The following is a 25,977-nucleotide window of genomic DNA, read 5'->3' as shown; positions in this document are numbered from 1 at the left end:
CTCGCATCTTATCTGGCGTATTCTTCGACCTTCTGCTCGATCGCACCAAAGATCGAATGTCCGGTCCTGTCCTTCATCTCGATGCGCACGGTGTCGCCAAAGCGCAGGAATGGCGTTTTCGGCGCGCCAGCCTGGATCGTCTCGATCATGCGCAATTCGGCAATGCAGGAATAACCGGCGCCGCCCGCCGAGACAGGCTTGCCCGGGCCGTCGTCGAGCTTGTTGGAGACCGTTCCCGAACCGATGATCGTGCCGGCGGCCAGCGGCCGGGTTTTCGCGGCATGCGCAATCAGCGCCGGAAAATCGAAGGTCATGTCCACGCCGGCGTCCGCCCGGCCGAAAGGCTTGCCGTTGAGATCGACCAGCAGCGGCAGGCTGACCTTGCCGCCATCCCAGGCATCCCCAAGCTCGTCCGGAGTCACCGCGACGGGCGAAAAAGCAGAGGACGGTTTTGACTGGAAAAAGCCAAAGCCCTTGGCAAGCTCCGGCGCGGTAAGGGAGCGCAGCGTGACGTCATTGACCAGCATGACCAGCCGGATCGCGGCTCTTGCCTCGTCAAGGTCTGCCCCCATCGGCACATCGTCGACGATGACGGCGACTTCCGCCTCCATGTCGATGCCAAATTCCTCGTCGGTCATGCGGATCGGGTCGCGCGGCGCGATGAAGGCGTCCGAACCGCCCTGATAGATCAGTGGATCGGTCCAGAAGCTTGCCGGCATCTCGGCGCCGCGCGCCTTCCGCACCAGTTCGACATGGTTCACATAGGCCGAGCCGTCAGCCCACTGATAGGCGCGCGGCAGCGGCGAATGGGCGTCATGCTCGTGAAAGCGGTCTGACGGCACGGCATTGTTCTCTAGCGATTCCGCTATTGTCGCGAGATGCGGCGCGATGCGGCTCCAGTCGTCGAGCGCCGCCTGCAGCGTCGGCACCAGAAACGAGGCATCGGTGAACCGCGTCAGGTCGCGCGAGACGACGACCAACTTTCCGTCACGCGTCCCGTCCTTCAATGTGGCAAGCCTCATGCGGTTTCCTCTCCTGATGCGGCTTAGTCGCCGCTTAGCTGTACAACAAGGCCGTCGCGGGCGATCGTCAAGTCACCGGCCCATGTTTTCCTGACGGCGGCGATCCAGTCGACCTCGCCGATCTCGGGATCGTCGGCCGGAATGAGGTGGTTGAGCACCAGTCTGCCTGCCCCGGCATCGGTGGCGATGCGTCCCGCTTCTTCGGCAAAACTATGGCTGGCGAGCAGATGTTCCCTCAGCCGGGCGCCGTTGCCGGTTTTCGCGACAAGCCGCTCGATGCCTTCTTCCAGCATGGCTTCATGGACGAGTATGTCGGCGCCTTTGGCAAAATCGGCCAAAGGCGGAAAGAATGCGGTGTCGGCGGAGAACACGACGCTTTTCCCGTCATGCTCGAAGCGCAGCGCAAAGCAGTCGGTCACCGGCGGATGGTCGACGCGCAGCGCTGAAACTTTCAGGCCGCGCTCCTCCATCACCCGGCCTTCGCCGAACTCAACGATCGAAACCATGTCGAGAATATCCGGCCGGCCTTCGTCGGCGATGCGGATCTCGATGTCGAATTCCATCGCCTGGCAAAAACGCCGCCAGTAATGGCCGGTGCCGGGCGGGCCGAACACGGTGACCGGTGTCGCCAGGCCCGCCGTCCAGGCGGTGTGGATCAACGGACCGAGTTCCAGCACATGGTCGGAGTGCAGATGCGTGATGAAGACCAGATCGAGCGCCTTCAGGCTGATGCCGGTGTCGGCCAGCCCGCGCGTCACGCCAAGCCCGCAATCGACGACGATGGTGCGGCCGCCGAATTCCAGCAGCGACGAACTCGGCCACGGCCCGCCCGGCCGGAGCGCCGGGCCGCCCTTCGAGCCCAACAGCACCAGCCGATCCCGCGTTCGCTCTACGCTCAAGACCAATCGCCCTCGGGCGTGCCGTTGAACCGCTTCTTCAGATCGGCCCAGCAGTCGATGTAGTTGTCCTGCCGGGTTTCGAGCTCGGCGGCGTAGCGGGTCAGCATCTGCGGGAATCGCGTCTCGAACATAAAGGCCATGGTGTTGTCGAGCTTGACCGGTTTCAGATCCGCGCGCGAGGCTTTTTCGAAGCCAGACGCGTCAGGTCCGTGGGCCAGCATCAGATTGTGCAGGCTGATGCCGCCGGGAACGAACCCCTCCTCCTTGGCATCGTACTGACCGTGGATCAGGCCCATGAACTCGCTCATGATGTTGCGGTGATACCAGGGCGGGCGGAACGTGTCCTCGGCCACCAGCCAGCGCGGTGGGAAGATGACGAAGTCGATGTTGGCGGTGCCCTCCTCGCCGCTCGGCGCGGTCAGCACCGTGAAGATCGACGGATCGGGATGGTCGAACAACAGTGCGCCGACCGGCGAAAAGGTCGCAAGATCATATTTGTAGGGCGAATAATTGCCGTGCCACGCCACCACATCCAGTGGCGAATGGCCGATCTCGGTGACATGGAACTGCCCGCACCATTTCACGATCAGCCGGCAGGGCGTCTCCTTGTCTTCGAACCAGGCGCAAGGCGTCTTGAAATCGCGCGGATTGGCCAGGCAATTGGCGCCGATCGGGCCACGATCCGGCAGCGTCAGCTTGGCGCCGTAATTCTCGCAGACATAGCCGCGCACTTCGGCATCGACCAGTTCGACCTTGAACACGAGGCCGCGCGGCAGCACCGCGATCTCGCCCGGTCGCAATTCGATGACGCCCATTTCGGTGACCAGGCGCAGGCTGCCGACCTGCGGCACGACCAGCAGCTCGCCATCGGCGTTGAAGAAATGGTCGTCGGCCATCGAGCGGTTGGCGACATAGACATGCGCCGCCATGCCGGTCTGGCCAAGCACGTCGCCGGCGGTGGTGATCGAGCGCATGCCGGCGATGAAGTCGGTCGGCTCCTTCGGCACCGGCACCGGGTTCCAGCGATACTGGCCGAGCGCCAGTTCATGGTCGCCGACATTGGGCGCAGTCTTCCACAACGGATAGCTCGCCGCCTTGAAGCGCCCGGTATGCTTGACGCTTGGCCGGATGCGGTAGAGCCAGGAGCGTTCATTGGTGCCGCGCGGCGCGGTGAAGGGCGAGCCGGAAAGCTGCTCGGCATAGAGGCCATAGGCCGGCCGCTGCGGCGAGTTCCGTCCCTGCGGCAGCGAGCCGGGCAAGGTTTCGGTTTCGAAGTCGTTGCCGAAGCCCGGCATGTAGGAAAAGGTCATCCGATCCTCCTCGATTAACGCTGCCAGAGCGTCCTTTGCGCGTCAAAAAGAGGACGTGCGGCGCTCTGGGATTGACCAAATTGGTTTCATTTGTAACCATCGAAAATGTAACTATCAACCGCAGCGTCTGCCGGGATACAAAGTCATGGACGTCCTGGAACTGGAAAGTTTCCTGCCCTACCGGCTGTACCGCCTCGCCGATGCGGTCAGCCGCGAATTCTCGCGAGTCTACAAGGACCGTCACGGTCTGACGCGCCCGGAATGGCGCACGCTGGCCGGTCTCGGCCAGCACGGCACGATGACCGCGACGGAGCTCGGCGAGCAATCGGCCATGCACAAGACGAAGGTTTCTCGAGCCGTCGCCGAGCTTGAACGGCGGCGCTGGCTGACCCGAACTCCGGATGAAAAGGATCGGCGGGTCGAGCATCTCACCCTAACCAGAGCAGGCCTTGCCGCTTATGGCGAGATGGTGCCGCTGGCGAAAGCCTTCGAGGTGAATTTGATGTCAAAGTTGACCGAGGGGGATATGGCTGCCCTGATAAAAGGGCTAGCTTCAATAGAGTCAGCATCGAAACAGAAATTGCAAACTCCAACAACTCTTCCAACCCTTGTTGCGGCGGGTGAGAAAAAATGACGGACGACACAGAAGGGAACCGTTGGAAGGAGTGGATGGAAGAATTTCAAAGTGAGTCGGATCGTGCATGTGCAGTGTTAGGACCGGCCTTTTTGGACGATCAATTGCGTGAATTACTGAAATCTTTTTTGGTGGACGATCAAAGGGTTGCAGACCTGTTCGCTTCGTCAATGGGTCCGCTGGCAAGCTTTTCATCAAGGATTGAAATGGCTTTTGCGCTAGGTTTTCTAGCGCCTCGCGAAGTCCGTGATCTGAATCTGATAAGAAAAGTTCGAAATGAATTTGCTCATCAGCTAGCCGGTACTTCCTTCGTTTCGCCAAAGGTCGTTTCTTGGTGTTCCGAGCTGGCGCAGTGTGATGTCTTCAGTTGGACAAAAGACACACTTTCAAGCCGGAACAGATTTGTCCTTAGCATAGTGATGTTGGCTAATTGGATTTCGATCCGCAGACTCGGCATCCAAAATACTAGGCGAACCGTTCAGCGCGAACCAAAACATCAAAAAGCCAAATTGGGAAATTTACCTTCACTGCCGTAGTGAATATTTTCCTACACCTACCAGTCCATCACCACTTTTCCCGAATTGCCGCTCTTCATCGCCTCGAAGCCGGAAATATAGTCATCGATGCCGATGCGGTGGGTGATCAGTCCGCTGACATCGAGCGGCCCCTGCACCAGCGCGATCATCTTGTACCAGGTCTCGAACATCTCGCGGCCGTAGATGCCCTTCAGATGCAGCATCTTGAAGATGACCTTGTTCCAGTCGATCTCGAAGCCGGTCGGCGCGATGCCCAGAATGGCGATCTTGCCGCCATTGTTCATGGTGTCGATCATGTCGCGGAAGGCGGGCGCCGCACCCGACATCTCCAAACCGACGTCAAAACCTTCGGTCATGCCGAGCGCCGGCATGATATCGCGCAGCTTTTCCTTCGACGCGTCGACCACATGCTGGACGCCGAGTTTTTTCGCCAGCGCCAGCCGTACCGGGTTGATGTCGGTGATGACCACTTTTCGCGCGCCGACGCATTGCGCGACGAGCGCGCCCATGATGCCGATCGGCCCAGCGCCGGTGACCAGCACGTCCTCGCCGACCAGATCGAAGGACAAGGCGGTGTGAACCGCATTGCCCAAGGGATCGAAGATCGCGGCGATCTCGTCGGGCACGTCGTCGGGGATCGGCACGACATTGTGCTGCGGGATCGCCAGATATTCGCCGAAGGCGCCCGGCCGGTTGACGCCGACGCCGAGCGTGTTGCGACACAGATGCCCCCTGCCCGCCCGGCAGTTGCGGCAATGGCCGCAGACGATGTGGCCCTCGCCCGAAACGCGCTGGCCAACCCTGTACTCGGTTACCGCCGCGCCGAAATCGGCGACCGTGCCGACGAACTCATGGCCGGTCACCATCGGCACCGGTACGGTCTTCTGCGCCCACTGGTCCCAATTGTAGATGTGGACGTCGGTGCCACAGATCGCTGTCTTCCTGATCTTGATCAGAACGTCGTTGGGGCCGATCTCCGGCACCGGCACCTCTTCCATCCAGATGCCCGGCTCGGCCTTGGCTTTGACCAGCGCCTTCATCATGTTCGACATTCTTTTGTCCCTTGAATCTCTTGATCCGGAGCAGCTTTTCGGTTCCGGCCGTTCAGGAAATCACGCCGAGTTCGCGCCCGACTGCGCCGAACGCCTCGACCGCGCGGTCGATGTCGGCGCTGGAATGGGCGGCCGACATTTGCGTGCGGATGCGCGCCTGGCCCTTCGGCACCACCGGAAACGAGAAGCCGATGACATAGATGCCGCGCTTCAGCATGCGCGCCGCCATCTCCTGCGCCAGCGTCGCGTCGCCGAGCATGACCGGGATGATCGGATGGTCTGCCCCTGCAAGCGTAAACCCGAGCTTACCCATTTCAGACCGGAACCGCGCGGCATTGTCGTACAGCCTGTTGCGCAATCCGTCGCCGTCTTTGATCAGTTCAAACACCCGAATCGAGGCGCCGGCGATCGCCGGCATCAGTGTGTTGGAAAACAGATAGGGGCGCGAGCGCTGCCGCAGCCAATCGACCACCTGTCTCTTGCCCGATGTATAGCCGCCGGACGCACCGCCCAGTGCCTTGCCGAGCGTGCCGGTGATGATGTCCACCCTGCCCTCGACGCCGCAATGCTCGGCCGAGCCGCGGCCGTTCTTGCCGACGAAGCCGACCGCATGGCTGTCGTCGACCATCACCATCGCATCGTACTTCTCGGCGAGATCGCAAATGCCCTTCAGATTGGCGATGATGCCGTCCATGGAAAAGACACCGTCAGTAGCGATCAGCCGGAAACGGCAATCCCTTGCATCCTTCAGCCGAGCTTCTAGATCGGCCATATCGTTGTTGGCGTAGCGGAAACGCTTCGCCTTCGACAGCCGCACGCCGTCGATGATCGAGGCGTGGTTCAGCGCGTCGGAGATGACCGCATCCTCCTCGCCGAGCAGCGTCTCGAACAGGCCGCCATTGGCGTCGAAGCAGGAGCCATAGAGGATCGTGTCCTCCATGCCGAGGAAGCCGGAAATCGTCGCCTCGAGTTGCTTGTGCTCTTCCTGCGTGCCGCAGATGAAACGCACCGACGCCATGCCATAGCCATAGCGGTCGAGTGCCTGCTTGGCCGCGTCGCGCAATTCGGCACTGTCGGCGAGGCCAAGATAGTTGTTGGCGCAGAAATTCAGCACTTTCTCGCCACCCACCTCGATCTCGGCCGACTGCGTCGAGGTGATAACCCGCTCGGATTTATAGAGGCCGGCCGATTTCAACGCTTGAAGCTCGCTGTCGATATGGGAGAGGAATGCCGCGCTCATGATCAGGCCCTGTTGAGATTGAATGGACTGTCGCCCCACGCGCGCGAAAAATCCACCGCAAAAGCGACCGCTTCGGTGGCGCGGCGACCTGTGGCCAGAATACCGCGAATGAAGGATGTTCAAATGCAGACGCGGCGTGAAAGAACACGATAACCATTTCGCGAGCTTTCCATCGCTGCTGCCGTCGCCAGCCTGCCGACTTCCAAAGCTGTTAACACTTTCAAGCCAATGGTTCTCACACCCAAACAATCTGTCGGCGAGAGGGACCGCCCCAGAAAATGTCGCAGCAACCGGTGCAAACTCTTTCAGGCAGGCTCATACTGTTGATCAAGGCCGGCTATTGGCTGGCGCTGCTGATCATCGCCGCCATGGTGATGGCCTCGTTCATCCTTCTCCAGCAGATGATGGCTGCCCAGCGATACGACGAAGCGCTGCTCGATGTTGTCGGCACGCAAAAGGCGCTGTCGCAACGCATTGTCTTCCTTGCCAACGCGGCAGGCGCGGCTTCGCGCGACCAACAACCGGCTCTGGTCACCGCACTCAAACAGGCAACGGCGGAGTTCGAGAGAAACTACGATCTTCTGCTCGAGCGGGTCGTCGCCGACCCGGCGTCACCGGCAAGATTCGATCCAAAATCAGTCGAAAGCGTACTTTTCGCCAAGCCGTTTCATCTCGATTACTTCTCGGTCGGGCTTGTCGCCAATGGCGAACGCTTGGTTTCGGCGTTTGAATCGCGACTCGGCATGGCCACCAATGGCGGCTACAAGGGCGGCGGCGAACGCGTCAACCTCGACGCTTCCATCGCCAATGCGACTCTGTCGGGCTATGCGGCGCTCGGCCAGCGCATCAGCGCCCATGCCGACGCGCGATCGGAAAGGCTTCTCGATCTCCATCGAACGCTGTTCTACATCACCATCGGCGTCATCGTACTGGTGGCACTTTTCATCTTCAGGCCAATGTCGAACGCCATTCTGCGCAAGACGCATGAACTGGTCGATGCCCGCAATTCCATGGCGTTCATCGCCGTGCATGACGGCCTTACCGGCCTGCACAACCGCACCTTCCTGACCGATCATTTCGACACGCTGATCAAGGGAGCACAGCGTCGGCGAGAACGGCTTGCGGCGGTCCAGCTCGACCTCGACCGGTTCAAGCAGATCAACGACACGCTTGGCCACGCCGCCGGCGACTATGTGCTGGTGGTGACGGCGCAGCGCATGCGCGATTCCTGCCGGGCGTCGGATCTCTGCGTGCGTCTCGGCGGCGACGAGTTCGTGATGATCCTCAATGGTGCCGGCGGCACCGAGGACATCAACATGGTCGCCAAGCGCGTCCTGATGCAGATCAACGAACCGATTGTCTTTCGAGGCACGACCATTCACCCAGGCGCCAGTGCTGGCATTGCAGTCTATCCGGTCGACGCCGACAATGCGCAGGATCTGCTCGTCCATGCCGACCTCGCGCTCTACTCCGCCAAGAAGGTGGGTGGCGGCAGTCTCTCGTTCTTCTCCGAGGCGTTGCGGCATGAACTCGATAACCGCAAGCAGCTTGAGCATGACATCAGGATCGCCATCTCGGAGAAGGCGTTCCAGGTCTACTTCCAGCCGCAGGTTTCGCTCTCGGACGGCACGATCGGCGGCATCGAAGCGCTGGTTCGGTGGAAACACGCCGAGCGCGGCATGATCGCACCGGGCGATTTCATTCCCGTCGCCGAAAAGTGCGGCCTCATGGCCGAGATCGGCCGCATCGTCATCGCCAAGGCAATCAGCGAGGCGGCCGAGTGGAACCGCGCGGGTATCGCCTTCGGACGGCTCGCCGTCAACGTGTCCGGTACTGAACTGCGTCAGCCCGATTTCGACTCCTTCCTCTTCGATACGCTGGAAAAGGCTGGCCTGCCGCCAGAAAAACTGTCGCTGGAAATCGTCGAATCCGTCATTCTCGACGACGAGAAGACTGGCATCGCCGCTAAGCTGCGCCACATCCGCGCCGCCGGCGTCCATCTTGAACTCGACGATTTCGGCACCGGCTACGCGTCGCTCAGCCACGTCAACCCGAACGAGATCGACCGGCTGAAGATCGATCGCCGCTTCGTCCAGAACATCAATGAGAACGGCGACAACAGCAAGATCGTGCGGGCCATCACCGAACTCGCCCGCGGCCTTGGCATCTCGATCGTCGCCGAGGGCGCCGAAACCGAGGCCGAGCTCGATTCGCTGATGGCGATCGGCTGCGACCAGGTGCAGGGTTACTCGATCGCCTTCCCGATGCCGCAGGACAAGGCACGCGAATGGCTAGTCGCGAGGGCGCCGAGGAAAGCCAGGCTGACTGTGCTGCAGGGAAGCCTGGCGTAGGGCGCCAACCTTGACAAGTCTGCCCGGGAATGGCGGCCCGGCCCTGATCAAAGCACTGGGGCTGCGCGGCTACAGCTTCGGCGCGACCTCCGGCTATGACGGCTGAACGCATTCGCTAGATTTCGGACTACGCCAGCTAGCCTTCGATATTCGCCCGCAGCGCCGCAAGCACTTCCGCGAACTCCGCCAGCCTCTCGTCCGACAATCCGGCCCGCAGCCGCTTGTCGAAGGCAAGTGCTGCTGTCCGCAATTTGAGGAACAGCGCCTCTCCGGCTTCGGTCAGTTCGACCTGGTGAACACGGCGGTTGATGGGATCGCGGCGCCGGGTCAGCAGGCCTTGCGTCTCCATCGCGTTCAGATGATGGGTCAGCGTCGCGCCCTGGATGCCGATCATGCCGGCGAGCTCGCGCTGGTTGGCGAGTTCCCGCGACTTGATTGACAGCAGCGTGACCCAGACCGGCAGCGTGCCGCCCGCCTCGACTAAGGCGGCGTCGAAGGCCTGCGCGACCAGCTTTGCGGTGCGGCCGAGATTCATTCCGACTGGCGGGCGGTCAAAAGGCGTCATGATCCGACACTAATGCATGTCGTGCAAAAGTGCGCAGCGGTTTTGCGATAACGACATGCATAAAAACAAGACCTTAAAGCGCGTCGCATGAATCCGTTCAAACGCGACGCGCTTTAGCAAGGGAAAGCCCGATGGAACTGGCCCATGCCATTACATTGACATCTAATCATTTGATATCTAACATTATGAATGGCGGTGGGAAAAGGAGGAAATGCGGTCATGCAATATGTTTACATCATCGTCCTCGGCCTTCACGTCATGGCCGGTGTGTTCTGGGCCGGAACGACCATCACGGTCGCCCGCGATCCGGAGATCAGGATCGAACGGTTCTTCCGGCCGCAAATGGGCGCGGCCGGCCTGGTTTTCCTGACCGGCATACTGCTTTGGTATTTCTTCCACGAAGGCCTTTTCGGCTCGATGGAAAAGGTGCTGGCGCTCGGCATCGTGACGGCCCTGATCGCCGCCGGCGTGCAGGGCGCGCTGGTCGGCTCCGCCAGCAGGCAGCTTGCCGGCACTGACGCGGCGACGGAAACCCGGCTGCGCGCGAAAATGACGAAAGGCGAACGCATCGCCGGCGGGCTGCTGGTCATCACCGTGCTCTGCATGGCGACTGCCAGGATGTTTTGAGCGGCCTCGCCCTCACAGGTCACAAGATCGTACGGTGTCCGGCAGCAGGCCGGCGGCGTGCGCGGCGCGCAGAACGGACCGAAGTGCCCTGGTGGCTCTCCGTACGGAGGTTCGGCTGCGCGCCACCAGTCGACAGTCCTCAGATCCGCAACCCAAATCTGATGCCGTCATAGATGGCGGCGTGGATGTTGCGTGATGCCACCGCATCGCCGATCCGGAAGAGGACGAAACCCGCCTGCGGACTGCGTGCCGGAAAAATGTCGCCACCGTTGACCAACCGCTCGTAATCCACCGCGCCGCCATTCTTCGACAGCGGCTTCAGCGCCAGATAGAGATCATCGAGCGGCAGCGTGCCGTGCTCGACCACCACCTGGTCGACCCGCCGCTCGCCACGCCAGCCGTCAGCAAAGTCCGAGCCGAGCTCCGCAACCAGCTGATTGCCCTCGCGCCGCACCGAGCGAAGCCGCGTGTTGATGGTGATGGTGACACCCTTTTCCTGGAAGGCGCGCATGTAGGGCACGTGGTTCATGCCGCCCATTTCCGGGGCGAAGAAGCGTTCTGGCGAGACCAGCTCCAGTCGCGCACCGCTGTTGGCAATCAGCTCGGCCGCGCCCATGCCTTGATGGCCGCCATTGTCGTCGTAGAGCAGCACGTTTTCGGCCGGCTTGACACTGCCGGCCATGATGTCCCAGCTCGACGTGACGAGGCTGTCGCCCGCTGCGAGCGGTGGGTTCTGCGGCAGGCCGCCGGTGGCGATCACCACCACATCGGGCGACAGCGCCAGAATATCGTCCTTCTCCGCCCAGGTGTCGTAGCGGATCTCGACGCCGAGCCGGTCGAGTTCGGCCAGCCGCCAGTCGATGATGCCGATCAGCTCCTTGCGGCGTGGATTTTGCGTCGCCAGCCGCACCTGGCCGCCGGCCTGGCTCGACGCTTCCAGCACCGTCACCTGGTGCCCGCGCTCGGCCGCGACGCGCGCCGCCTCCAGACCGCCGGCCCCGGCGCCGACGACGACCACGTTCCGCTTCGGTCCCTCGGTCCTCGGGATGATGTGCGGGATATCAGCCTCGCGGCCGGTCGCCGCGTTGTGGATGCACAGCGCCTCGCCGCCCTCATAGATGCGGTCGAGGCAATAGGTGGCGCCGACGCAAGGGCGTATCTCGTGCTCACGGCCCTCCATCACCTTGCGGACGATGTGCGGGTCGGCGATGTGGGCGCGGGTCATGCCGACCATGTCGAGCTTGCCGGTGGCGATGGCGTGGCGGGCGGTGGCGACGTCGGAAATGCGCGCCGCATGGAAGGTCGGGAATTTCGTCGCCGCCCTCACCTCGCCGGCGAAATCGAGATGCGGCGAGGAGCGCATGCCGGTCACTGGGATGACCCTGGTCAGCGCAGCATCGGTTTCGATCGAGCCGCGGATGATGTTGAGGAAATCGACCTTGCCGGAATTCGCCAGCCGCCTGGCGATCTCGACGCCTTCCTCTTTCGGCAGGCCCTTCTCGAAATCCTCGTCGGCGACCATGCGGATGCCGACGACGAATTTCTCGCCGACCGCCGCCCGCACCGCATCGAGCACCATACCGGTGAAGCGCAGCCGGTTGTCGAGCGAGCCGCCGAAATCGTCGTCGCGCTGGTTGGTGGCCGGCGACCAGAAGCCGTCCATCAGGTGGCCGTAGGCCTCGAACTCGATGCCGTCGAGGCCGGCGGCCTGGCAGCGCTGGGCGGCGGCGGCGTAGTCGGCGACAATGCGCTCGATGTCCCAGTCCTCGATTGTCTTGGGGAAGGCGCGATGCGCCGGCTCGCGCACCGGCGAGGCCGAAAGCACCGGCAGCCAATCGGCCTTGTTCCAGCCGGTACGGCGGCCGAGATGGGTGATCTGGATCATCACCTTGCAGTCACGCTCGTGGCAGGCATCGGCGAGTTCAGCGAGCCACGGCACGATGCGGTCCTCATAGACATGCAGATTGCCGAAGGCGGCCGGGCTGTCGCGCGAGACGATCGCCGAGCCGGCGGTCATGGTCAGCGCCATGCCTCCCTTGGCCTTTTCGGCGTGGTAGAGCCGGTAGCGCTCTTTCGGCATGCCGTCCTCGGAATAGGCCGGCTCATGGCTGGTCGACATGACCCGATTCTTCAGCGTCAGGTGTTTGAGCTGATAAGGCTGGAGAAGCGGATCGTTGCTGGTCATCGTCTTCCTGCTGTTTCAAATTGTGCTAATGAGCGGCAAAAATTCAAGGAGTTGCCGCCATGACCATCACCAAAAACCTTACCCAGCTCGGCACCCACGTCGAGGCGCCACGGAGCCCCGAAGCGGCAGTCCTGGAAACGGTGCCGTTTTCGCGCGGCGACGGGCCGCCGGCCATCGTTCGCTTCACCTGCCCGGAATTCACCTTGCTCTGCCCGGTCACCGGCCAGCCGGATTTCGCCCATATCGTCATCGACTATGCGCCAGACACGCTGCTGGTGGAATCGAAGTCGCTCAAGCTGTTCATGACCTCGTTTCGCAACCATGGCGCCTTCCATGAAGAGTGCACCGTGATGATCGGCCGCCGCATTGTCGCCGCGACCAAGCCGTTGTGGTTGCGCATCGGCGGCTATTGGTATCCGCGCGGCGGCATTCCGATCGACGTGTTCTGGCAGACCGGCGCGCCGCCGGAAGGCGCCTGGCTGCCCGACACCGGCGTGGCGCCCTATCGCGGGCGCGGGTAAGCCTGAGTTTCTAAGGAAAATATGTTGCATCAGTTGAGCGGCAGCCGCCGGTAGCGGCCGGGATTGTTCGGGTCGCTGAAGTGGCCCATCGGCCCGTGCTCGGCGAAATGCGCTGACCAGCGTTTCATTGCCGCCGGGTCGAGCTCGACGCCCAGCCCGTCACCTTCCGGCACGCGCACTGTGTTGCCTTTCTGCCGGAACGGACCATCCTTGACGACATCGCCGATCTGCCAGGCAAACAGCGATTGCGATGCCTCGGTGATCCACGGCGTCGCCGCCACGACGTGCAGATAGGCCGATGTCATGATGCCGAGATCGTTCGAATAGCACCAGAACCCCTTGCCCATCGCCTCGCAGGCGGCGATGAATTTCAGGGTCTTCGACAAGCCGCCGAGTGCCGCGAAATTGCAGACGAAGTAGTCCGGCGCGCCGAGCGCGACGGCCCGTCTGAGATCCGGGATGTGGGTGGAGAACGGTATGCGCGAGTGCTGGCGCAGCGCCGCCATCTCCTCGAAGGTCGCGACCGGATCCTCGTAGTTGCGGATATTGAACGGCTCGATCTCGCGCAGCACCCAGCGCGCAGTGGTCAGCGACCACTGCATGTTGGAATCGAGCTTGATCTGCGCCTTCTCGCCGAGCGCCTCGCGCAGCATCCGCACCGTCCGGATCTCGAGCTCGGGATCGCCCATGATCAGCTTGCCTTCGAAGATCGTCGAGCCATGCTGCTCGCGCATTTTCAGACAGTAGTCGACGATGGCTTCGGGGGTCATCTCGCCGCCTGATCCATCCTGTGCGGGACGAAAGGCGAAATATTCCGAAAACGGGATGTCCTTCCGCACCGCGCCGCCGAGCAGCTTGTAGAGCGGCATGCCGAACACCTTGCCCCTGATATCCCACAGCGCCAGTTCGACGGCGCCGAACGCCACGGAGGCGGCATTCTCGCCGGTGTTGGCGGTGATCTGCCATGGCGGCACGCAGCGCGCCTCGCAGTCGGCGATGTCGAGCGGATCGGCGCCGATCAGCGCCGGCGCGATCTCGGCCTTGATGACCTCGCCGAAATGCCACCACGGCGCCTCGCCCAGCCCGACCACGCCTTCGTCGGTCTCGACCTCGACGATCGACTTCGAGGCGCCGCCGTAAAGCCCAGCCGTCCACCAGAACGGAGCATCGAGCGGAACGTTGACATGGGTGACGCGGATGTTGGTGATCTTCATCTGTTCCCTTCTCACTCGCACTGGTATTGGCTGAGCGACCATTCGCCAGTCACCGACAGAAGGTCCGTGACCTTCCAGTCACCGTCGACTTTCCTGAATTTCCATTCCAGCCGGTGCGGATTGCCGGCGACGACGAAGGCGACGACGACGTTGGCCGCGTCGCCGCGGATCGCTTCGATCGTCTTCAGGCTCCTGTCAATTTCGGCCTTGTCGTACTGCGCATTGTCGAGCGCCATGTTGGGATCGAGGCATTCGCCCTGCCCCGACTTGCGCAGCGCATCGCTCTTGTCGAGCACCGACTTCGCCGGATCGGTGAAGTGGCTGCGCTGAGCCGGATCGAGCTCGAGCCCGACATGCTCGTAGAACGGTTTCACCACCGCCGTCGGCGAACCTGGCTGCACGGGCGGGTTATCAGCCGGTGACGAGGCGGCCGGCGGCGCTGCAGGTGCCGCAGTGTCGGCCGGCGCGCTTGCGGGCGGTGCGCCGAACAGGTCCTGAGCAGCGGCGTTGCTCAACCCCGCCGCCAGCAGGCACACAGTCGCCAGGGCTAGGGCGCGGGCCATGACATCACTCCGGCGCCTGGCCAGCCAGGCATTCGAGCGCACTCAGCGTCCAGCCGCTGGTCTTCGAGGTGATGTCGGCGATCTTCCACTGGCCGTCGATCTTCCTGAGCGACCAGACCATTTCGCGTTTTGAATCATCGCCTTCCGGGAAAAGGCTGAACGTCGCGGTCACTTCCGCGCTGTCACCATCCAGCATTTCAGCAAGCTTCAACGTCTTCGCCACGGTCTTCTCGTCATAATCCTGCGCATCGAGGCCCGGGGCGAAATCAATGCAAGGGACTTCATCCGGAAGGTTCTTTGCCGCCTGGTCGTTGAGGTCGAACAGCTTGGTCACCGGCTCGGTGAAACGGTCGCGGTATTTCGCGTCGGCCTCGAATTTGACCTCGGGCACGTAGAAGAACTTCACTGCATTGGAAGCCGGGCCGGCAAACGCGGCCGCGGGCGCTGCGATCGAGAGGGCGGCGGCAAGCACAGTCAGTCTCATCCGATAATCTCCAGGCTTTCGTGGTGGAACCGTTCCATACCACGAATCCTGCATCCCGGCCTTTTTTGCTGCCCATGAATCCCCTGGGCGCGCTAGCTCAGGCGTTCAGCCAGACGTTCTGGAGATCCATCTCGAAAGTCTGGTGGACAGCGTAATTCTTCACCTTCTTGTCCATGTGGCTGTACAGCTTCTGCCAGAACGGCTGAATGATGACGCCCGAATCCTGCAGGATCTGCTCGACGTCCTTCATGACCTCGCGCCGCTCCTCCACGTCGACGAGCGACAGGGCCTGCTTGAGCTTGGCGTCGAAATCAGGATTCGAGAACGCCGTCTCATTCCAGGCCTCGCCGGTGCGATAGCCGAGCGCCAGCACCTGAACACCGAGCGGGCGCATGTACCAGATGGTCATGGAATAAGGGTATTTCGTCCAGTCGTTCCAGAAGGTAGACCCTGGCAGCACCGTCCGCTTCACCTTGATCCCGGCATCGCGCAGCTGGCCGGCGATCGCGTCGCCGGTGTTCTTTTGCCAATCGTCCTCGACGGTGATCAGCTCATGCTCGAAGTCGGCCTGTCCGGCGTCGGTCATCAGCTTCTTGGCGCCCGCCGCGTCGCGCGTCTTCTTGGGCAGCGGGTAGTATTCCGGATGGATCGGGCTGACGTGGTGGTTTTCACCGACGGTCCCTCGCCCGGCGTAGCCAAGTTCGAGCACCTCATTGTTGTCGACAGCCATCTGGAGCGCGTTGCGGACCCGTTGGTCGTCGTAGGGCTTGTGCGTGATATTGGTCCGGGCAACGAGCGTCGTCGCTGTCGCGACCTCCGATTTCACCAGATCCATCTTGTCAAGGATGTCTATGAAGTCTGCGGGTGTCTCGAAATTGACGTCGATCTCGCCGGACTCGAATGCGTTCACCGAGGCATTGAAGTCGGTGCCGTAGTCGATGAATTCGACACTGTCGAGCGGCGCTTCGCCGCCCCACCACTTGCCATTCTCACGGCGCTTGACGACCGCATTCTGGCCGACCGAATAAGACACAAGTTCGAAAGGCCCGGTGCCGATCGGCTTGGCGAGCGGATCGGCGCCGTCGGCATCGAAATTGCGGTGGACGACGAGAGCCGGATAGTCGGTGAAGTTCGGGATCAGCGAGATATCCGGTTCTTTCAGCGTCAGCTTGACCGTGTTGTCGTCGACCTTGGTGATCGCCCCTTCCCTGGCCTTGCCGGTTTTTTCGTCGATCAGCGCGCCGACGCGGGCGGCCATGGAATTGCCGGCGGCACCCTTCTCGCACCAGCGCGTCAGATTGTAGGCCACAACATCGGCGGTGAAAGCATCGCCGTTGTTCCAGGTGACGCCCTTGCGCACGTGCAGCACATATTCGGTGGCGTCGTCGTTGACGTCCCAGCTTTCGAGCAAGACCGGCTCGAACGTGAATTCGCGCGTATAGCGCACAAGCGGCTCGAGCCAGCAGCGCGAGATGTTCGCAAGTTCCACCCAGTCGTAAGTGCGCGGGTCCTTTTGTGCCTTCACCGACATCGAAACGCGCAGCGTCCCGCCCTTCTTCGGCTCTTCGGCCAAGGCGCGTCGCGGCACGGCAAGACCGATCATGCCGTAGGCAAGGGCCGTCGATGCGCCGAAGGCGCTTGCCAGCGCCAGGAACTCGCGCCGGTCCATACGACCCGCACGCGCCTCTTCCGCCATTGCCTCGATGGCGCGCGGCACGCGATCGCCGTTGCTTCTGAAGAATGTCATTTTTTCCTCCCGTCTGGTTCCGTCAGGTCTTCGCCTGTCCTATTAACTAACGCTGTCCGGCAGCTTCTCCTCGCGTCGCGCGATCAAATCCTCGAGACCTTCGGCGATGCCCTCGTCGAGCTTCGGCTCCTCATAGTCAGCAAGCATGTTGCGCGCTTTCTCGCGGCCGCGGGTGTCGTGGTCCTTTGCCCCTTCGGCCTTCCACTGTTCGTACGAATTGAAGTCCATGATGCTGGGCATGAAGAAGGCGGACTCGAAATGTTCGAGCGTGTGTTGGGTGCCGAGGAAATGGCCCTGCGGCCCCACCTCGCGGATCGCCGCCATCGCTTCCTTGAAATCGTCGAACGGAAGCCCGCCGGCATATTTGTACCAGCCGACGAGCTGTTCGCAGTCCGTCGCGAATTTCGAATAGCCGCAGGTCAGGCCGGCCTCGAGCCATCCGGCGGAGTGCCAGATGTAATTGGCGCCGGAAAGAATGGCCGCATGCATCAGCATGTTCGCCTCGTAGCCCGCCTGGGCGTCGTTCAGCTTCGACCCGACATGGAAGCCCGAGGTGCGCCAGGGCAGTTTGTATTTCCGCGCCAGTGCTCCCATCAGATACATCATCTGGGCCGCCTCCGGCGTGCCGCCCATGGGAGCGCCGGTCTTCATGTCGACCGTGACCATGAACTGTCCGTAGATCTGCGGCGAACCCGGACGCAGGAGCTGCGTGAACGCGATACCCGCCAGCGCTTCCGCATTGACCTGCGCGACCGCGCCGACCGCAGAGGCGGAAGTCGAGGCGCCGCACAACGCGAAAGGAGCGAGGATCAGCGGCTGGTTGTGACGCGCATAGACCTTCATCGCGTCCAGCATGGTGGCATCCCACACCAGCGGCGAATTGCAGTTGGTGATCGACACCAGCACCGGATTGTCGCGGACATAGTCCTCACCGAACACGATGCCTGCCATCGCCATCGTGTCTTCCGCTCGATCCTTGGACGTGACAATGCCCATGAACGGCTTGTCGGAGTGCTTCAGCGCCGAATGGATGATGTGGAGGTGACGCTTCGGCACCGGAATTTCCATCGGCTCGCAGATGATCGAGCTCGACGAGTGCAGCGCCGGCGCCATGTAGGCGAGCTTATGGAAATTGTTGAGGTCGGCGAGCGTGCCATAGCGCCTGACGTTGTCGAGGTCGCGCACGTAAGGCGCGCCATACATCGGCACGAAGATCGAGTTGTTGCCACCCACGCGCACCGAACGCTGCGGATTTCTCGCATTGAGCGTGAACTCCGACGGGACCTTCGATACGAGCTCCATCAGGAGGGCGCGGTCGATGCGGACCCTTGTGTCCGAGACGTCGGCTCCCGCGGCCTCCCACATCGCAATGGCCTCGTCGTCGCGGAACTCGCATCCCACCTCTTCAAGGATCGAGAGCGACTCCTGGTGGATCAGCTCCACCGCCTCGTCCGGGACCATCTGATAGACCGGGATCTTACGGACCAGGGTCGGAAACGACGCCATGGGCGTTCCCCGCAGCGCCTTGCGCCCCAGGCGGCCACCCGCCCGACGGCTGGCGTGTTCGGTCACTTCGGCGGCCGGTGCGTTCATGGCAACTCCATCCTCCCAGAGACAGTCAATCTAGCGAGACGAAATATCGCTGTGACGCTGGAAAATCCTGATCTCTTGTATAAGGTCAGCTTATGCGAAACCTGCGCCACCTGCTGCCCTCCGCCGGCAGCCTGATCGTTTTCGAGGCCGCCGGGCGGCTGTCGAGCTTCACCGCCGCCGGGCGGGAGCTCGGGATGACGCAGGCTGCCGTGTCCTACGCGATCCGCGGCCTCGAAGAGCAGCTCGGCGCGAAGCTGTTCCAGCGCCGTCATCGACAGGTCAGCCTTACCGAAGCCGGCGACCGCTTCCACGCCGACGTTTCGCTCGGCCTGTCGCATATCCGCAAGTCGGCGGAAGATCTGCGCCTGCAGGCGACCGGCGGACATGTGACGCTTGCCGCGTCGACCGCTTTCGGCTCGTTCTGGATGATGCCGCGCCTGCAGCAGTTTCGCGACGAATTGCCGGGTGTCGACCTGCGCATCCAGACCGCCGACCGCGATCTCGACATCATCGCCGAAGACATCCCGCTCGGTGTTCGCGGCGGCGAACCCAAGGAATGGCCGGACTATCATTCGCTGCCGCTGGCCGATGAGGAAATCTTCCCGGTCGCCGGCGCAAGCTATGTCGCGCGGTTCGGGCTGCCCGACACCGTCGAGGCTCTTGCCGCGCATCGCCTCATTCATCTCGAAGAACCGTTTCGCGAGGCGGCGAGCTGGGAGGAATGGTTCGCCTCTGCCGGGGTCAACATCGCCGATGCCGGGCGCGGCTTGCGCATCAACGACTATGCGCTGGTGATCCAGGCGGTCATGGAGGGGCAAGGCATTGCGCTCGGCTGGCGGCACCTCGCCGCGCGGCTCCTGGCATCGGGACTGCTGGTGCGCGTCACCGGCCACACAATGACGACCGGCAAGGGCTTTCATGTCATCTGGCCGAGGAACCGCGAGCTCAGCGACAATGCGCGCAAGGTGCGGGACTGGCTGGCCGCGCAGGCGTGAGAGGTTACATCACTGCTCGGTCAAACCGTCACGACAATCTTGCCGAATTGTTCGTTCGACTCGAGAAAGCGATGCGCATCGACGATCTGGTCAAACGTAAAGGCTCTGGCGATTACCGGCTTTAGCGAACCTGACATCAATCCGTCGAGAATGAACGCCTTGGCAGCCTCCAACTTCGCCGGATCGCCGGTGATTTCATGGACGAGATAGCCGCGCAGCGTCAGTGTCTTCGCCAGCACGGCGTACAGCGGGAACGGCGTCGGCTCGGGGCTCAAGCCGCCATATTCGATGAGAATGCCACCTCGTGCCATCGCGGCCGTCAGAGGCTCGAAAATCGGGCCGCCGACTGCGTCAAACACCACTCGGATGTCCTCCGGCCCGGCGATTTCCTTCAGCCGGGCCTCTAGATCTTCCTCCGCTGAAGCGATGACATGAGCGGCGCCGATCTCCTGCAGTGCCTGCTTCTTGGCAGATGTCCGAGTGACCGCGATCGGGGTCGCGCCAACCATATTGGCAATCTGGATCGCGGCAAGTCCGACACTGCTCGACGCCGCGGTGATGACGACAAAGTCCTGCCTGCGCAGCCTGGCGATGTCGATCAGCGCGCCATAGGCAGTGAGGTATTGCATCCAGACGGCTGCCGCCTCTGCCCAGCTGAGCGATGGCGGGTGCTTGACCACGAGCGCGGCGGGATATGTGGCGATCTCGCCATAGGCAGGCCAGCGGGCCATCGATAATGGCGGAACGACACTGACGGCCTCACCTGGCGCGAACCCGTCCACGCCTTCGCCGATCGTTTCGATGATACCCGCGGCCTCAAGGCCAAGACCGGAAGGCAATGGTGGCGTCTGGATATAAGTGCCCGAGCGCAGCAATGCCTCGGCCCGGTTGAGGCCCAACGCCTTGACCCGCATCTGAATCTCCCCCCAACCCGGCCCTGGAATATCGATATCCTCGATGCGCAGAACCTCGGGACCACCAAGCTCATGGAAGCGAACAACGCGCGGCATCCAGTGTAACTCCAAAACATTTGAACCGAATATACTATGCCAGCGAGCGCATCGCGGATAAATTGCCTTGAGAGCAGAACAGTAGAAACTGGAAGTTTCGAATATGGATCGCCTTACGAGCATGGCCGTGTTCGTCAAAGCCGTCGACCTGGGCTCGTTCGCGGCGGCGGCTGCCGCTCTCGATCTGTCCGGACCGATGGTCGGCAAGCATGTCCGGTTCCTGGAGGAGCGTCTGGGCGTGCGCCTCATCAACCGGACCACTCGCCGACAGAGCCTGACAGATTTCGGGCGCGCCTATTATGAGCGCTGCCGGATGGTGCTCGCGGAGGCCGACGCGGCGGATGCCCTCGCGGCCGATCAACTTTCCGAACCACGCGGAAAGCTGCGTGTCATCATGCCTGTGCACTTCGGCCGGCGCTGCATTGCGCCGATCCTGCTGGAGCTCGCGCGACAATATCCTGCACTGGAGCTTGACCTGTCGTTCAGCGACAACATCGCCGATCTTGCAGGGGATGGCTGCGACCTTGCCATCCGAACCGGCAATCTGGAGGATCAGGCCGGAGTGATGGCCCGTCGCATCGCGCGCCAGCGCATGGTCGTCTGCGCGTCGCCATCCTACCTCGAGATGCACGGGTCGCCGCGTCTGATAGAGGATCTCGGCGGGCACCAGGCCATCCTCTACCGCCGTTCTGGCCGTGTGGTTCAACCGTGGCTGTTTCCGCGCAATGGCGAGCCTGCGGCGGAGGTCATGCCGGTCAGCCGGTTGCGGCTCGACGATCTCGATGCGATCGCCGATGCTGCGGCAGCCGGCATGGGGCTTGCCTGGCTTCCATACTGGCTTGTCCGCGAGCGCATTCAGACCGGCGCGCTTGTCGTGCTGTTGCCGGATCAGCCGGGATTTCTTTACGACGCCTATGCGCTATGGCTGCAGACGCCTCACTTGCCGCTCAAGGTCCGTCTCGCTGTGGATGCGCTGGCGGCAACACTGCCCAAGCTCATGACGTGACATGCAGGACCGCGGTGAGCGGCGCGGATTCCGCAATTCTGCCCCTCCCGCATGGGCCGCGAATCCGCCTATAGTGCCCGCATGCCCATCCGCCAGCTTTCCGAAACGATGATCAACCAAATCGCCGCCGGCGAAGTCATCGAGCGTCCGGCAAGCGTGGTCAAGGAACTGGTCGAGAACGCACTCGATGCGGGTGCTGCCAGGGTCGAGATCGTCACTGCCGGTGGCGGGCTGAACCTGATCCGTGTCACCGACGACGGCTCGGGCATTCCCGAGCAGGAACTGGTGCTGGCGATCGCACGCCATTGCACCTCGAAGCTCACTGAGGACATCCACGACATCCGCTCGCTCGGCTTTCGCGGCGAGGCACTGCCGTCGATCGGCTCGGTGGCGCGGCTGTCGATCCGCTCGCGCACGGCCAACGGCGACAGCGCCGCCGAGATCGGCATCGAGGGCGGCCGCGTGTCCGCGGTCAAGCCGGCGGCCGCCAATCGCGGCACCACGGTCGAGGTGCGCGACCTGTTCTTCGCCACGCCGGCGCGGCTCAAATTCATGAAGGGCGAGCGCGCCGAAAGCTCGGCGATAGGCGACGTGGTCAAGCGCATTGCGATTGCCTTCCCCGCCGTGCGCTTCACGCTGGCCGGCTCCGACCGTTCGACACTGGAACTGCCTGCGGCCGACGACAGCCCTGAAGGCCGGCTGCGCCGCGTCGCGCAGGTGATGGGCGCCGACTTTCCCGACAATTCCATCGCCATCGACGCCATGCGCGACGGCGTGCATCTCGCCGGCCACGTTTCGATCCCCTCCTTCAGCCGCGCCAACGCGCTGCAGCAATACGCCTATGTCAACGGCCGGCCGGTGCGCGACAAACTGATCGCCGGCGCCATCCGCGGCGCCTTCGCCGACGTGCTGCCGCGCGACCGCCACGCGGTGACGGTGCTGTTCCTGACGCTCGATCCGGCCATCGTCGACGTCAATGTCCATCCGGCCAAGGCCGACGTCCGCTTCCGCGATCCGGGACTGGTGCGCGGACTGATCGTCGGCGGCATCCGCGAGGCGCTCTCCAATGCCGGCATCCGTGCCGCAACCACCGGGGCAGCCGGCATGATGGCGGCGTTCCGGCCGGGCGCGGCGTCCTATGCGCATTCAGGACCGGCCAACGGCCACCGCAGCTACGAAGCGGCCTACCGGGCCTCCGGTGCCGCCGGTTTCGACCCTTCCCGCTCGCCGCAGCGGCCGCTGGATATGGAATTTGCAAATGGCGGCTTCGGCGAAAACGGCCAGGCGGCGTTCGACGCCGGACCGCTTCACAGCGCCGACGCGCGGGCCGGGCAAGACGACGCGGCGGAGGCGCTGCTCGGCATGGCGCTGGGCGCAGCACGCGCGCAGGTGCATGAGAACTACATCGTCGCCCAGACCACGGATTCGCTTGTCATCGTCGACCAGCATGCGGCGCATGAACGGCTGGTCTACGAGGCGCTGAAGAACGCGCTGCAGTCGCGCGCCGTGCCGTCGCAGATGCTGCTTCTGCCCGAGATCGTCGACTTGGCCGAAGAGGATGCCGAGCGGCTTGCCATGCATTCCGAAACGCTGGCCCGCTTCGGTCTCGCCATCGAGCGCTTCGGCCCGGGTGCGGTCGCGGTGCGCGAGACGCCGTCGATGCTCGGCGAAACCAATGTCCAGCAGCTGGTGCGCGACCTTGCCGACGAGATCGCCGACAACGACACGGTCGACACGCTGAAGGAGCGGCTGGACAGGATAGCCGCGACCATGGCCTGCCATGGCTCGGTGCGTTCCGGCCGCCTGCTCAAGCCTGAGGAGATGAACGCGCTGCTGCGCCAGATGGAGGCGACGCCGGGCTCCGGCACCTGCAACCACGGGCGTCCGACCTATATCGAGCTGAAGCTCGCCGATATCGAGAGGCTGTTTGGGCGGCGGTGAGGAGTTCGTAGGGCGCAGACCCCCACCCGGACCTTCGGTCCGACCTCCCCACAAGGGGGAGGTAGGGAGCCGAGCCCTTACCCTCCCCCTTGTGGGGAGGGTCGCTGCGAAGCAGCGGGGTGGGGGTACGAAAAGAGCCGCCTCAGGCGGTTCTTTTCGAGTCAGGAAATGACTCCAACTCTCTGATTCATCTCTTCAAATTCACAACGATCACGCCACCCAGCGCCAGCGCGCCGCCGATGATGCCGAGCAGCGTCGGCACTTCGCCCAGCCAGAAGAAGCCGATCAGCGTCGCCACCGGCGAAACCAGGTAGAGGAAGTTCGAGGCGCGGGCTGCAGGCAGACGAGAAAGTGCGGTTGCCCAGGCGGCGTAGGCGATGAGGCTTGGCACGATGCCGAGAAAGAGGACGGCGCCGAGGCCGGCGGTATCGGCGACCGCCGCCTGCGCCAGGCCGCTCGGCAGGAAAGGCAACAGGCAGAGCGCGCCGAGCACCATGTTCGAGGCCGAAATGGTCAGCGGATGGTGGCGGGCAAACAGCGGCTTTTGGACGATGGTGTTGACGGCCGAGCACAGCGCCGAGCCAAGGATCAGCAGGGCGCCATAGTCGAAGCGAAGCCCCTGCCCTTCGCCCATCGCGATGATGCCGATGCCGGCGAAGGACAGGAATGTGCCGGCCCAGGCCAGGGCTGAGAAGCGTTCGCCGAGCAGCGCCATTGCCATGATCGCGGTGAAGATCGGGCTGACATTGATGATGAAGCCGGCAGCACCAGCAGAAACCGTCAGCTCACCGTAGTTGAGCATTACCGTGTACAGCGCAACGAAGACGACGCCGCCGACCGCAAAGCGCCACAACTCGTCGAGCTGGGGCAGCGCCGGCCGCTTGACGGCGAGGAAGATCGCCGCCGGCACCGCCGCGATGGCGAAGCGCAGCGCGCCGAGTTCCAGCGGCCCGAAAGCGACGAGGCCAGCACGGATCGCCGGGAAGGCGGAAGCCCAGCCGACCACCGTCAGCGCCACCGCGATGGCCGCCGTGGTATCCGTCCGCTGTGTCGAATTCAACGTGCCGGTGTAAGCGCTCATCTCGCTGTCCTCGCTCTTCGATGCCATAGAGACAGGAAACGCTACTACCGGCCGGTTGACAAACGACCAAATCGAGAGTGAGCTGTGATTATGGTTCACAGCTCAGACGCGATGTTGCCGCTCGAAACCCTGCGCGCCTTCGACGCCGCGGCACGGACGGGCAGCTTTTCGGCCGCCGCCGAAAAACTCAACCTCACCCATGGCGCCGTCAGCCGGCAGATCGCCAAGCTCGAGGACTGGCTCGGGCTCAAAGTGTTCGATCGCGGCGCACGCGGCGTCTCGCTAACCATCGAGGGCAACCGCCTGCATCTGCGCACCACTGAGGCCTTCGCCTTGATATCAAGCAATTCGGACCGCTGGGTCGAGCCGCGCGGCACCGCCGTGGTGCGGCTGACCTCTATCCCCTCGGTCAGCGGGCTCTGGCTGATGCCGCGCATGGCGGCGCTGGAAAACAACCCGTCCAAGCTGCGCATCGTCCTCGACATCGATATCCGCCAGGCAGACCTCGCCGACGAGGGTATCGATCTGTCGATCCGTTGCGGCCGCGGCCGCATCCCGGGCCGCGTCTCGGTGCAGCTTTTCGAGGAACATGTCTTCCCGATCGCCTCGCCGGACCTCGCCAAGGAGATCGGCTGTGGCGACCCTGCCCGGCTGCTCAAATTCCCGCTGATCAACGATTCGGATGCCTCGGCCTGGCGCGCCTGGTTTGGTGCGCAGGACATGGACTATCGCCCGCGTCCGCAGGACCGCCGCTTCGAGGACTACAATCTGGTGCTCGATGCTGCAGCCCATGGCCTCGGCATCGCGCTGGCGCGGCCGCCGATGACCAAGCATCAACTGACGTCAGGCCGCATCGTCACTGTCGACGACCGCACTGTCCTCAGCCCGATATCCTACTGGCTCGACCGGCCGATGGGCCGACCGCGCGCCGCCGCAGCCGAGCTTGCCCGGCGTATCGCGCTCCAGGCCGGGCTGGTTGCGGGGAAGATCGAGGATTTCATTGCGGCCGAGCAGTAATGTGGCGGGCATCCACTTTGCCGGCTTGAGGGATGGCACTGAGGCCTGAAATCGGGATAGGGGGGAACCTTGCGGTTCCTCCCCTCCCACACCACCCTGCGTACGGGCCCGTACAAGGCGGTTCGGTTGGTTATGCGGCATTGGCAGGGGCGAGGAAAGCGAGGCCGATGCTTGCGAGGAAAGCGTTCGGCAGGGCAATGGCGAGCGCTGGGCTGTTGCTGATGCGCCAGGGACCATGCGCGCTGCCGGCGGTTTGTGCCGCCAGCTCGTGCCCGACGCCCCGGCGACGCAGCTCCGCAAAGCGGGTGCGCCCGCGCTTCCATTGCTTCCATGCAATGGATCGAAGCCTTCGCCTGATCCACTGGTCGAGGCTGCGCAACACCG

The 25,977-nt window shown here is 63.1% G+C and carries 24 protein-coding genes; 9 read left to right on the top strand and 15 right to left on the bottom strand.

What is annotated here, in order from left to right; translation table 11 throughout:
* Positions 1-8: 8 nt before the first annotated feature.
* The 3 genes from IQ26_RS21080 to hmgA are packed head-to-tail and all read right to left on the bottom strand — an operon-like array spanning position 9 to position 3,231.
* Complete coding sequence (locus IQ26_RS21080; protein ID WP_145720276.1) at positions 9-1,022, bottom strand: fumarylacetoacetate hydrolase family protein; 1,014 nt, start codon at positions 1,020-1,022, stop codon at positions 9-11.
* A gap of 23 nt (positions 1,023-1,045) precedes the next feature.
* Positions 1,046-1,921 (bottom strand): MBL fold metallo-hydrolase, encoded by an 876-nt coding sequence (locus IQ26_RS21075; RefSeq protein ID WP_145720275.1) that lies wholly within the window; start codon positions 1,919-1,921, stop codon positions 1,046-1,048.
* Entirely contained in the window at positions 1,918-3,231 is a 1,314-nt protein-coding gene (gene hmgA / locus IQ26_RS21070; RefSeq protein WP_145720274.1) for a homogentisate 1,2-dioxygenase, read from the bottom strand. Before hmgA ends, IQ26_RS21075 begins: the two co-directional genes overlap by 4 nt.
* A 145-nt stretch (positions 3,232-3,376) precedes the next feature.
* On the opposite strand from hmgA, the gene IQ26_RS21065 reads away from it, so the two are divergent.
* Together IQ26_RS21065 and IQ26_RS21060 are read left to right on the top strand one after the other, a co-directional pair.
* Positions 3,377-3,865, top strand: coding sequence for a MarR family winged helix-turn-helix transcriptional regulator (locus IQ26_RS21065; protein WP_145720273.1), 489 nt, complete (start codon positions 3,377-3,379; stop codon positions 3,863-3,865).
* A complete protein-coding gene (locus IQ26_RS21060; RefSeq protein WP_145720272.1) occupies positions 3,862-4,401 on the top strand; it encodes an MltR family transcriptional regulator in 540 nt (179 codons plus the stop codon). The genes IQ26_RS21065 and IQ26_RS21060 overlap by 4 nt, the downstream gene beginning before the upstream one ends.
* Positions 4,402-4,418: 17 nt before the next feature.
* Here the strand turns inward: IQ26_RS21060 and tdh are convergent, their stop codons facing one another.
* Complete coding sequence (tdh, locus tag IQ26_RS21055; RefSeq protein WP_145720271.1) at positions 4,419-5,453, bottom strand: L-threonine 3-dehydrogenase; 1,035 nt, start codon at positions 5,451-5,453, stop codon at positions 4,419-4,421.
* A gap of 52 nt (positions 5,454-5,505) precedes the next feature.
* On the bottom strand, positions 5,506-6,693 hold the full coding sequence (locus IQ26_RS21050; protein ID WP_145720270.1) for a glycine C-acetyltransferase: 1,188 nt from the start codon (positions 6,691-6,693) through the stop codon (positions 5,506-5,508).
* Between the two features lie 278 nt (positions 6,694-6,971).
* On the opposite strand from IQ26_RS21050, the gene IQ26_RS21045 reads away from it, so the two are divergent.
* Positions 6,972-9,044 carry a putative bifunctional diguanylate cyclase/phosphodiesterase gene (locus IQ26_RS21045; RefSeq protein WP_145720269.1) on the top strand — a complete coding sequence of 691 codons (2,073 nt, stop codon included), beginning with the start codon at positions 6,972-6,974 and terminating at the stop codon, positions 9,042-9,044.
* 136 nt (positions 9,045-9,180) lie between these two features.
* Here IQ26_RS21045 and IQ26_RS21040 read toward each other — a convergent pair whose 3' ends face one another.
* Positions 9,181-9,609 (bottom strand): MarR family winged helix-turn-helix transcriptional regulator, encoded by a 429-nt coding sequence (locus IQ26_RS21040; RefSeq protein WP_145720268.1) that lies wholly within the window; start codon positions 9,607-9,609, stop codon positions 9,181-9,183.
* 219 nt (positions 9,610-9,828) lie between these two features.
* On the opposite strand from IQ26_RS21040, the gene IQ26_RS21035 reads away from it, so the two are divergent.
* Entirely contained in the window at positions 9,829-10,236 is a 408-nt protein-coding gene (locus IQ26_RS21035) for a hypothetical protein (protein WP_145720267.1), read from the top strand.
* Positions 10,237-10,375: 139 nt separating this feature from the next.
* Here the strand turns inward: IQ26_RS21035 and IQ26_RS21030 are convergent, their stop codons facing one another.
* Complete coding sequence (locus tag IQ26_RS21030; protein ID WP_145720266.1) at positions 10,376-12,421, bottom strand: oxidoreductase; 2,046 nt, start codon at positions 12,419-12,421, stop codon at positions 10,376-10,378.
* 59 nt (positions 12,422-12,480) lie between these two features.
* Between IQ26_RS21030 and queF the strand changes: the two genes are divergently transcribed.
* Positions 12,481-12,942: a preQ(1) synthase gene (gene queF, locus IQ26_RS21025; protein WP_145720265.1), complete on the top strand. Its 462-nt coding sequence runs from the start codon at positions 12,481-12,483 to the stop codon at positions 12,940-12,942.
* A 29-nt stretch (positions 12,943-12,971) separates the two neighbouring features.
* On the opposite strand, the gene IQ26_RS21020 is transcribed toward queF, so the two are convergent.
* The 5 genes from IQ26_RS21020 to IQ26_RS21000 form a co-directional block, all read right to left on the bottom strand.
* Positions 12,972-14,156: a mandelate racemase/muconate lactonizing enzyme family protein gene (locus IQ26_RS21020; protein WP_145720264.1), complete on the bottom strand. Its 1,185-nt coding sequence runs from the start codon at positions 14,154-14,156 to the stop codon at positions 12,972-12,974.
* Positions 14,157-14,167: 11 nt separating this feature from the next.
* A complete protein-coding gene (locus tag IQ26_RS21015) occupies positions 14,168-14,719 on the bottom strand; it encodes a hypothetical protein (protein ID WP_145720263.1) in 552 nt (183 codons plus the stop codon).
* A gap of 4 nt (positions 14,720-14,723) precedes the next feature.
* Complete coding sequence (locus IQ26_RS21010; RefSeq protein ID WP_145720262.1) at positions 14,724-15,203, bottom strand: DUF3828 domain-containing protein; 480 nt, start codon at positions 15,201-15,203, stop codon at positions 14,724-14,726.
* A gap of 97 nt (positions 15,204-15,300) precedes the next feature.
* Positions 15,301-16,950, bottom strand: a complete 1,650-nt coding sequence (locus IQ26_RS21005) for an ABC transporter substrate-binding protein (RefSeq protein ID WP_145720261.1) — start codon at positions 16,948-16,950, stop codon at positions 15,301-15,303.
* A 42-nt stretch (positions 16,951-16,992) separates the two neighbouring features.
* Positions 16,993-18,543 carry a trimethylamine methyltransferase family protein gene (locus tag IQ26_RS21000; protein WP_145720260.1) on the bottom strand — a complete coding sequence of 517 codons (1,551 nt, stop codon included), beginning with the start codon at positions 18,541-18,543 and terminating at the stop codon, positions 16,993-16,995.
* A gap of 92 nt (positions 18,544-18,635) precedes the next feature.
* On the opposite strand from IQ26_RS21000, the gene IQ26_RS20995 reads away from it, so the two are divergent.
* Positions 18,636-19,538: a LysR substrate-binding domain-containing protein gene (locus IQ26_RS20995; protein ID WP_145720259.1), complete on the top strand. Its 903-nt coding sequence runs from the start codon at positions 18,636-18,638 to the stop codon at positions 19,536-19,538.
* A gap of 20 nt (positions 19,539-19,558) precedes the next feature.
* On the opposite strand, the gene IQ26_RS20990 is transcribed toward IQ26_RS20995, so the two are convergent.
* Positions 19,559-20,548 (bottom strand): zinc-dependent alcohol dehydrogenase family protein, encoded by a 990-nt coding sequence (locus IQ26_RS20990; RefSeq protein ID WP_145720346.1) that lies wholly within the window; start codon positions 20,546-20,548, stop codon positions 19,559-19,561.
* 103 nt (positions 20,549-20,651) lie between these two features.
* On the opposite strand from IQ26_RS20990, the gene IQ26_RS20985 reads away from it, so the two are divergent.
* Positions 20,652-21,554, top strand: a complete 903-nt coding sequence (locus IQ26_RS20985; protein WP_145720258.1) for a LysR family transcriptional regulator — start codon at positions 20,652-20,654, stop codon at positions 21,552-21,554.
* 81 nt (positions 21,555-21,635) lie between these two features.
* On the top strand, positions 21,636-23,495 hold the full coding sequence (gene mutL, locus IQ26_RS20980) for a DNA mismatch repair endonuclease MutL (RefSeq protein ID WP_145720345.1): 1,860 nt from the start codon (positions 21,636-21,638) through the stop codon (positions 23,493-23,495).
* A 187-nt stretch (positions 23,496-23,682) separates the two neighbouring features.
* Here the strand turns inward: mutL and IQ26_RS20975 are convergent, their stop codons facing one another.
* Positions 23,683-24,576, bottom strand: coding sequence for a DMT family transporter (locus tag IQ26_RS20975; RefSeq protein ID WP_145720257.1), 894 nt, complete (start codon positions 24,574-24,576; stop codon positions 23,683-23,685).
* Positions 24,577-24,666: 90 nt separating this feature from the next.
* On the opposite strand from IQ26_RS20975, the gene IQ26_RS20970 reads away from it, so the two are divergent.
* Positions 24,667-25,593, top strand: coding sequence for a LysR substrate-binding domain-containing protein (locus IQ26_RS20970; RefSeq protein WP_145720256.1), 927 nt, complete (start codon positions 24,667-24,669; stop codon positions 25,591-25,593).
* A 130-nt stretch (positions 25,594-25,723) separates the two neighbouring features.
* Here IQ26_RS20970 and IQ26_RS20965 read toward each other — a convergent pair.
* On the bottom strand, positions 25,724-25,977 hold a 254-nt coding region (locus IQ26_RS20965), incomplete at its 5' end, for a group II intron maturase-specific domain-containing protein (RefSeq protein WP_276316405.1).

The sequence above is a fragment of the Mesorhizobium tianshanense genome (genome assembly GCF_007830515.1).
Lineage (GTDB): Bacteria > Pseudomonadota > Alphaproteobacteria > Rhizobiales > Rhizobiaceae > Mesorhizobium > Mesorhizobium tianshanense.
The sequence above is the reverse complement of the archived record's forward strand: the minus strand, read 5'-3'. Positions and strand labels throughout refer to the sequence as shown.

Excerpts from the sequence above, each read along its gene's own strand:
- IQ26_RS21080 (WP_145720276.1), bottom strand. The coding sequence starts at position 1,022 with ATGAGGCTTGCCACATTGAAGGACGGGACGCGTGACGGAAAGTTGGTC.
- hmgA (WP_145720274.1), bottom strand. The coding sequence starts at position 3,231 with ATGACCTTTTCCTACATGCCGGGCTTCGGCAACGACTTCGAAACCGAA.
- IQ26_RS21065 (WP_145720273.1), top strand. The coding sequence starts at position 3,377 with ATGGACGTCCTGGAACTGGAAAGTTTCCTGCCCTACCGGCTGTACCGC.
- IQ26_RS21060 (WP_145720272.1), top strand. The coding sequence starts at position 3,862 with ATGACGGACGACACAGAAGGGAACCGTTGGAAGGAGTGGATGGAAGAA.
- tdh (WP_145720271.1), bottom strand. The coding sequence starts at position 5,453 with ATGTCGAACATGATGAAGGCGCTGGTCAAAGCCAAGGCCGAGCCGGGC.
- IQ26_RS21050 (WP_145720270.1), bottom strand. The coding sequence starts at position 6,693 with ATGAGCGCGGCATTCCTCTCCCATATCGACAGCGAGCTTCAAGCGTTG.
- IQ26_RS21045 (WP_145720269.1), top strand. The coding sequence starts at position 6,972 with ATGTCGCAGCAACCGGTGCAAACTCTTTCAGGCAGGCTCATACTGTTG.
- IQ26_RS21040 (WP_145720268.1), bottom strand. The coding sequence starts at position 9,609 with ATGACGCCTTTTGACCGCCCGCCAGTCGGAATGAATCTCGGCCGCACC.
- IQ26_RS21035 (WP_145720267.1), top strand. The coding sequence starts at position 9,829 with ATGCAATATGTTTACATCATCGTCCTCGGCCTTCACGTCATGGCCGGT.
- IQ26_RS21030 (WP_145720266.1), bottom strand. The coding sequence starts at position 12,421 with ATGACCAGCAACGATCCGCTTCTCCAGCCTTATCAGCTCAAACACCTG.
- queF (WP_145720265.1), top strand. The coding sequence starts at position 12,481 with ATGACCATCACCAAAAACCTTACCCAGCTCGGCACCCACGTCGAGGCG.
- IQ26_RS21020 (WP_145720264.1), bottom strand. The coding sequence starts at position 14,156 with ATGAAGATCACCAACATCCGCGTCACCCATGTCAACGTTCCGCTCGAT.
- IQ26_RS21015 (WP_145720263.1), bottom strand. The coding sequence starts at position 14,719 with ATGGCCCGCGCCCTAGCCCTGGCGACTGTGTGCCTGCTGGCGGCGGGG.
- IQ26_RS21010 (WP_145720262.1), bottom strand. The coding sequence starts at position 15,203 with ATGAGACTGACTGTGCTTGCCGCCGCCCTCTCGATCGCAGCGCCCGCG.
- IQ26_RS21005 (WP_145720261.1), bottom strand. The coding sequence starts at position 16,950 with ATGACATTCTTCAGAAGCAACGGCGATCGCGTGCCGCGCGCCATCGAG.
- IQ26_RS21000 (WP_145720260.1), bottom strand. The coding sequence starts at position 18,543 with ATGAACGCACCGGCCGCCGAAGTGACCGAACACGCCAGCCGTCGGGCG.
- IQ26_RS20995 (WP_145720259.1), top strand. The coding sequence starts at position 18,636 with ATGCGAAACCTGCGCCACCTGCTGCCCTCCGCCGGCAGCCTGATCGTT.
- IQ26_RS20990 (WP_145720346.1), bottom strand. The coding sequence starts at position 20,548 with ATGCCGCGCGTTGTTCGCTTCCATGAGCTTGGTGGTCCCGAGGTTCTG.
- IQ26_RS20985 (WP_145720258.1), top strand. The coding sequence starts at position 20,652 with ATGGATCGCCTTACGAGCATGGCCGTGTTCGTCAAAGCCGTCGACCTG.
- mutL (WP_145720345.1), top strand. The coding sequence starts at position 21,636 with ATGCCCATCCGCCAGCTTTCCGAAACGATGATCAACCAAATCGCCGCC.
- IQ26_RS20975 (WP_145720257.1), bottom strand. The coding sequence starts at position 24,576 with ATGAGCGCTTACACCGGCACGTTGAATTCGACACAGCGGACGGATACC.
- IQ26_RS20970 (WP_145720256.1), top strand. The coding sequence starts at position 24,667 with ATGGTTCACAGCTCAGACGCGATGTTGCCGCTCGAAACCCTGCGCGCC.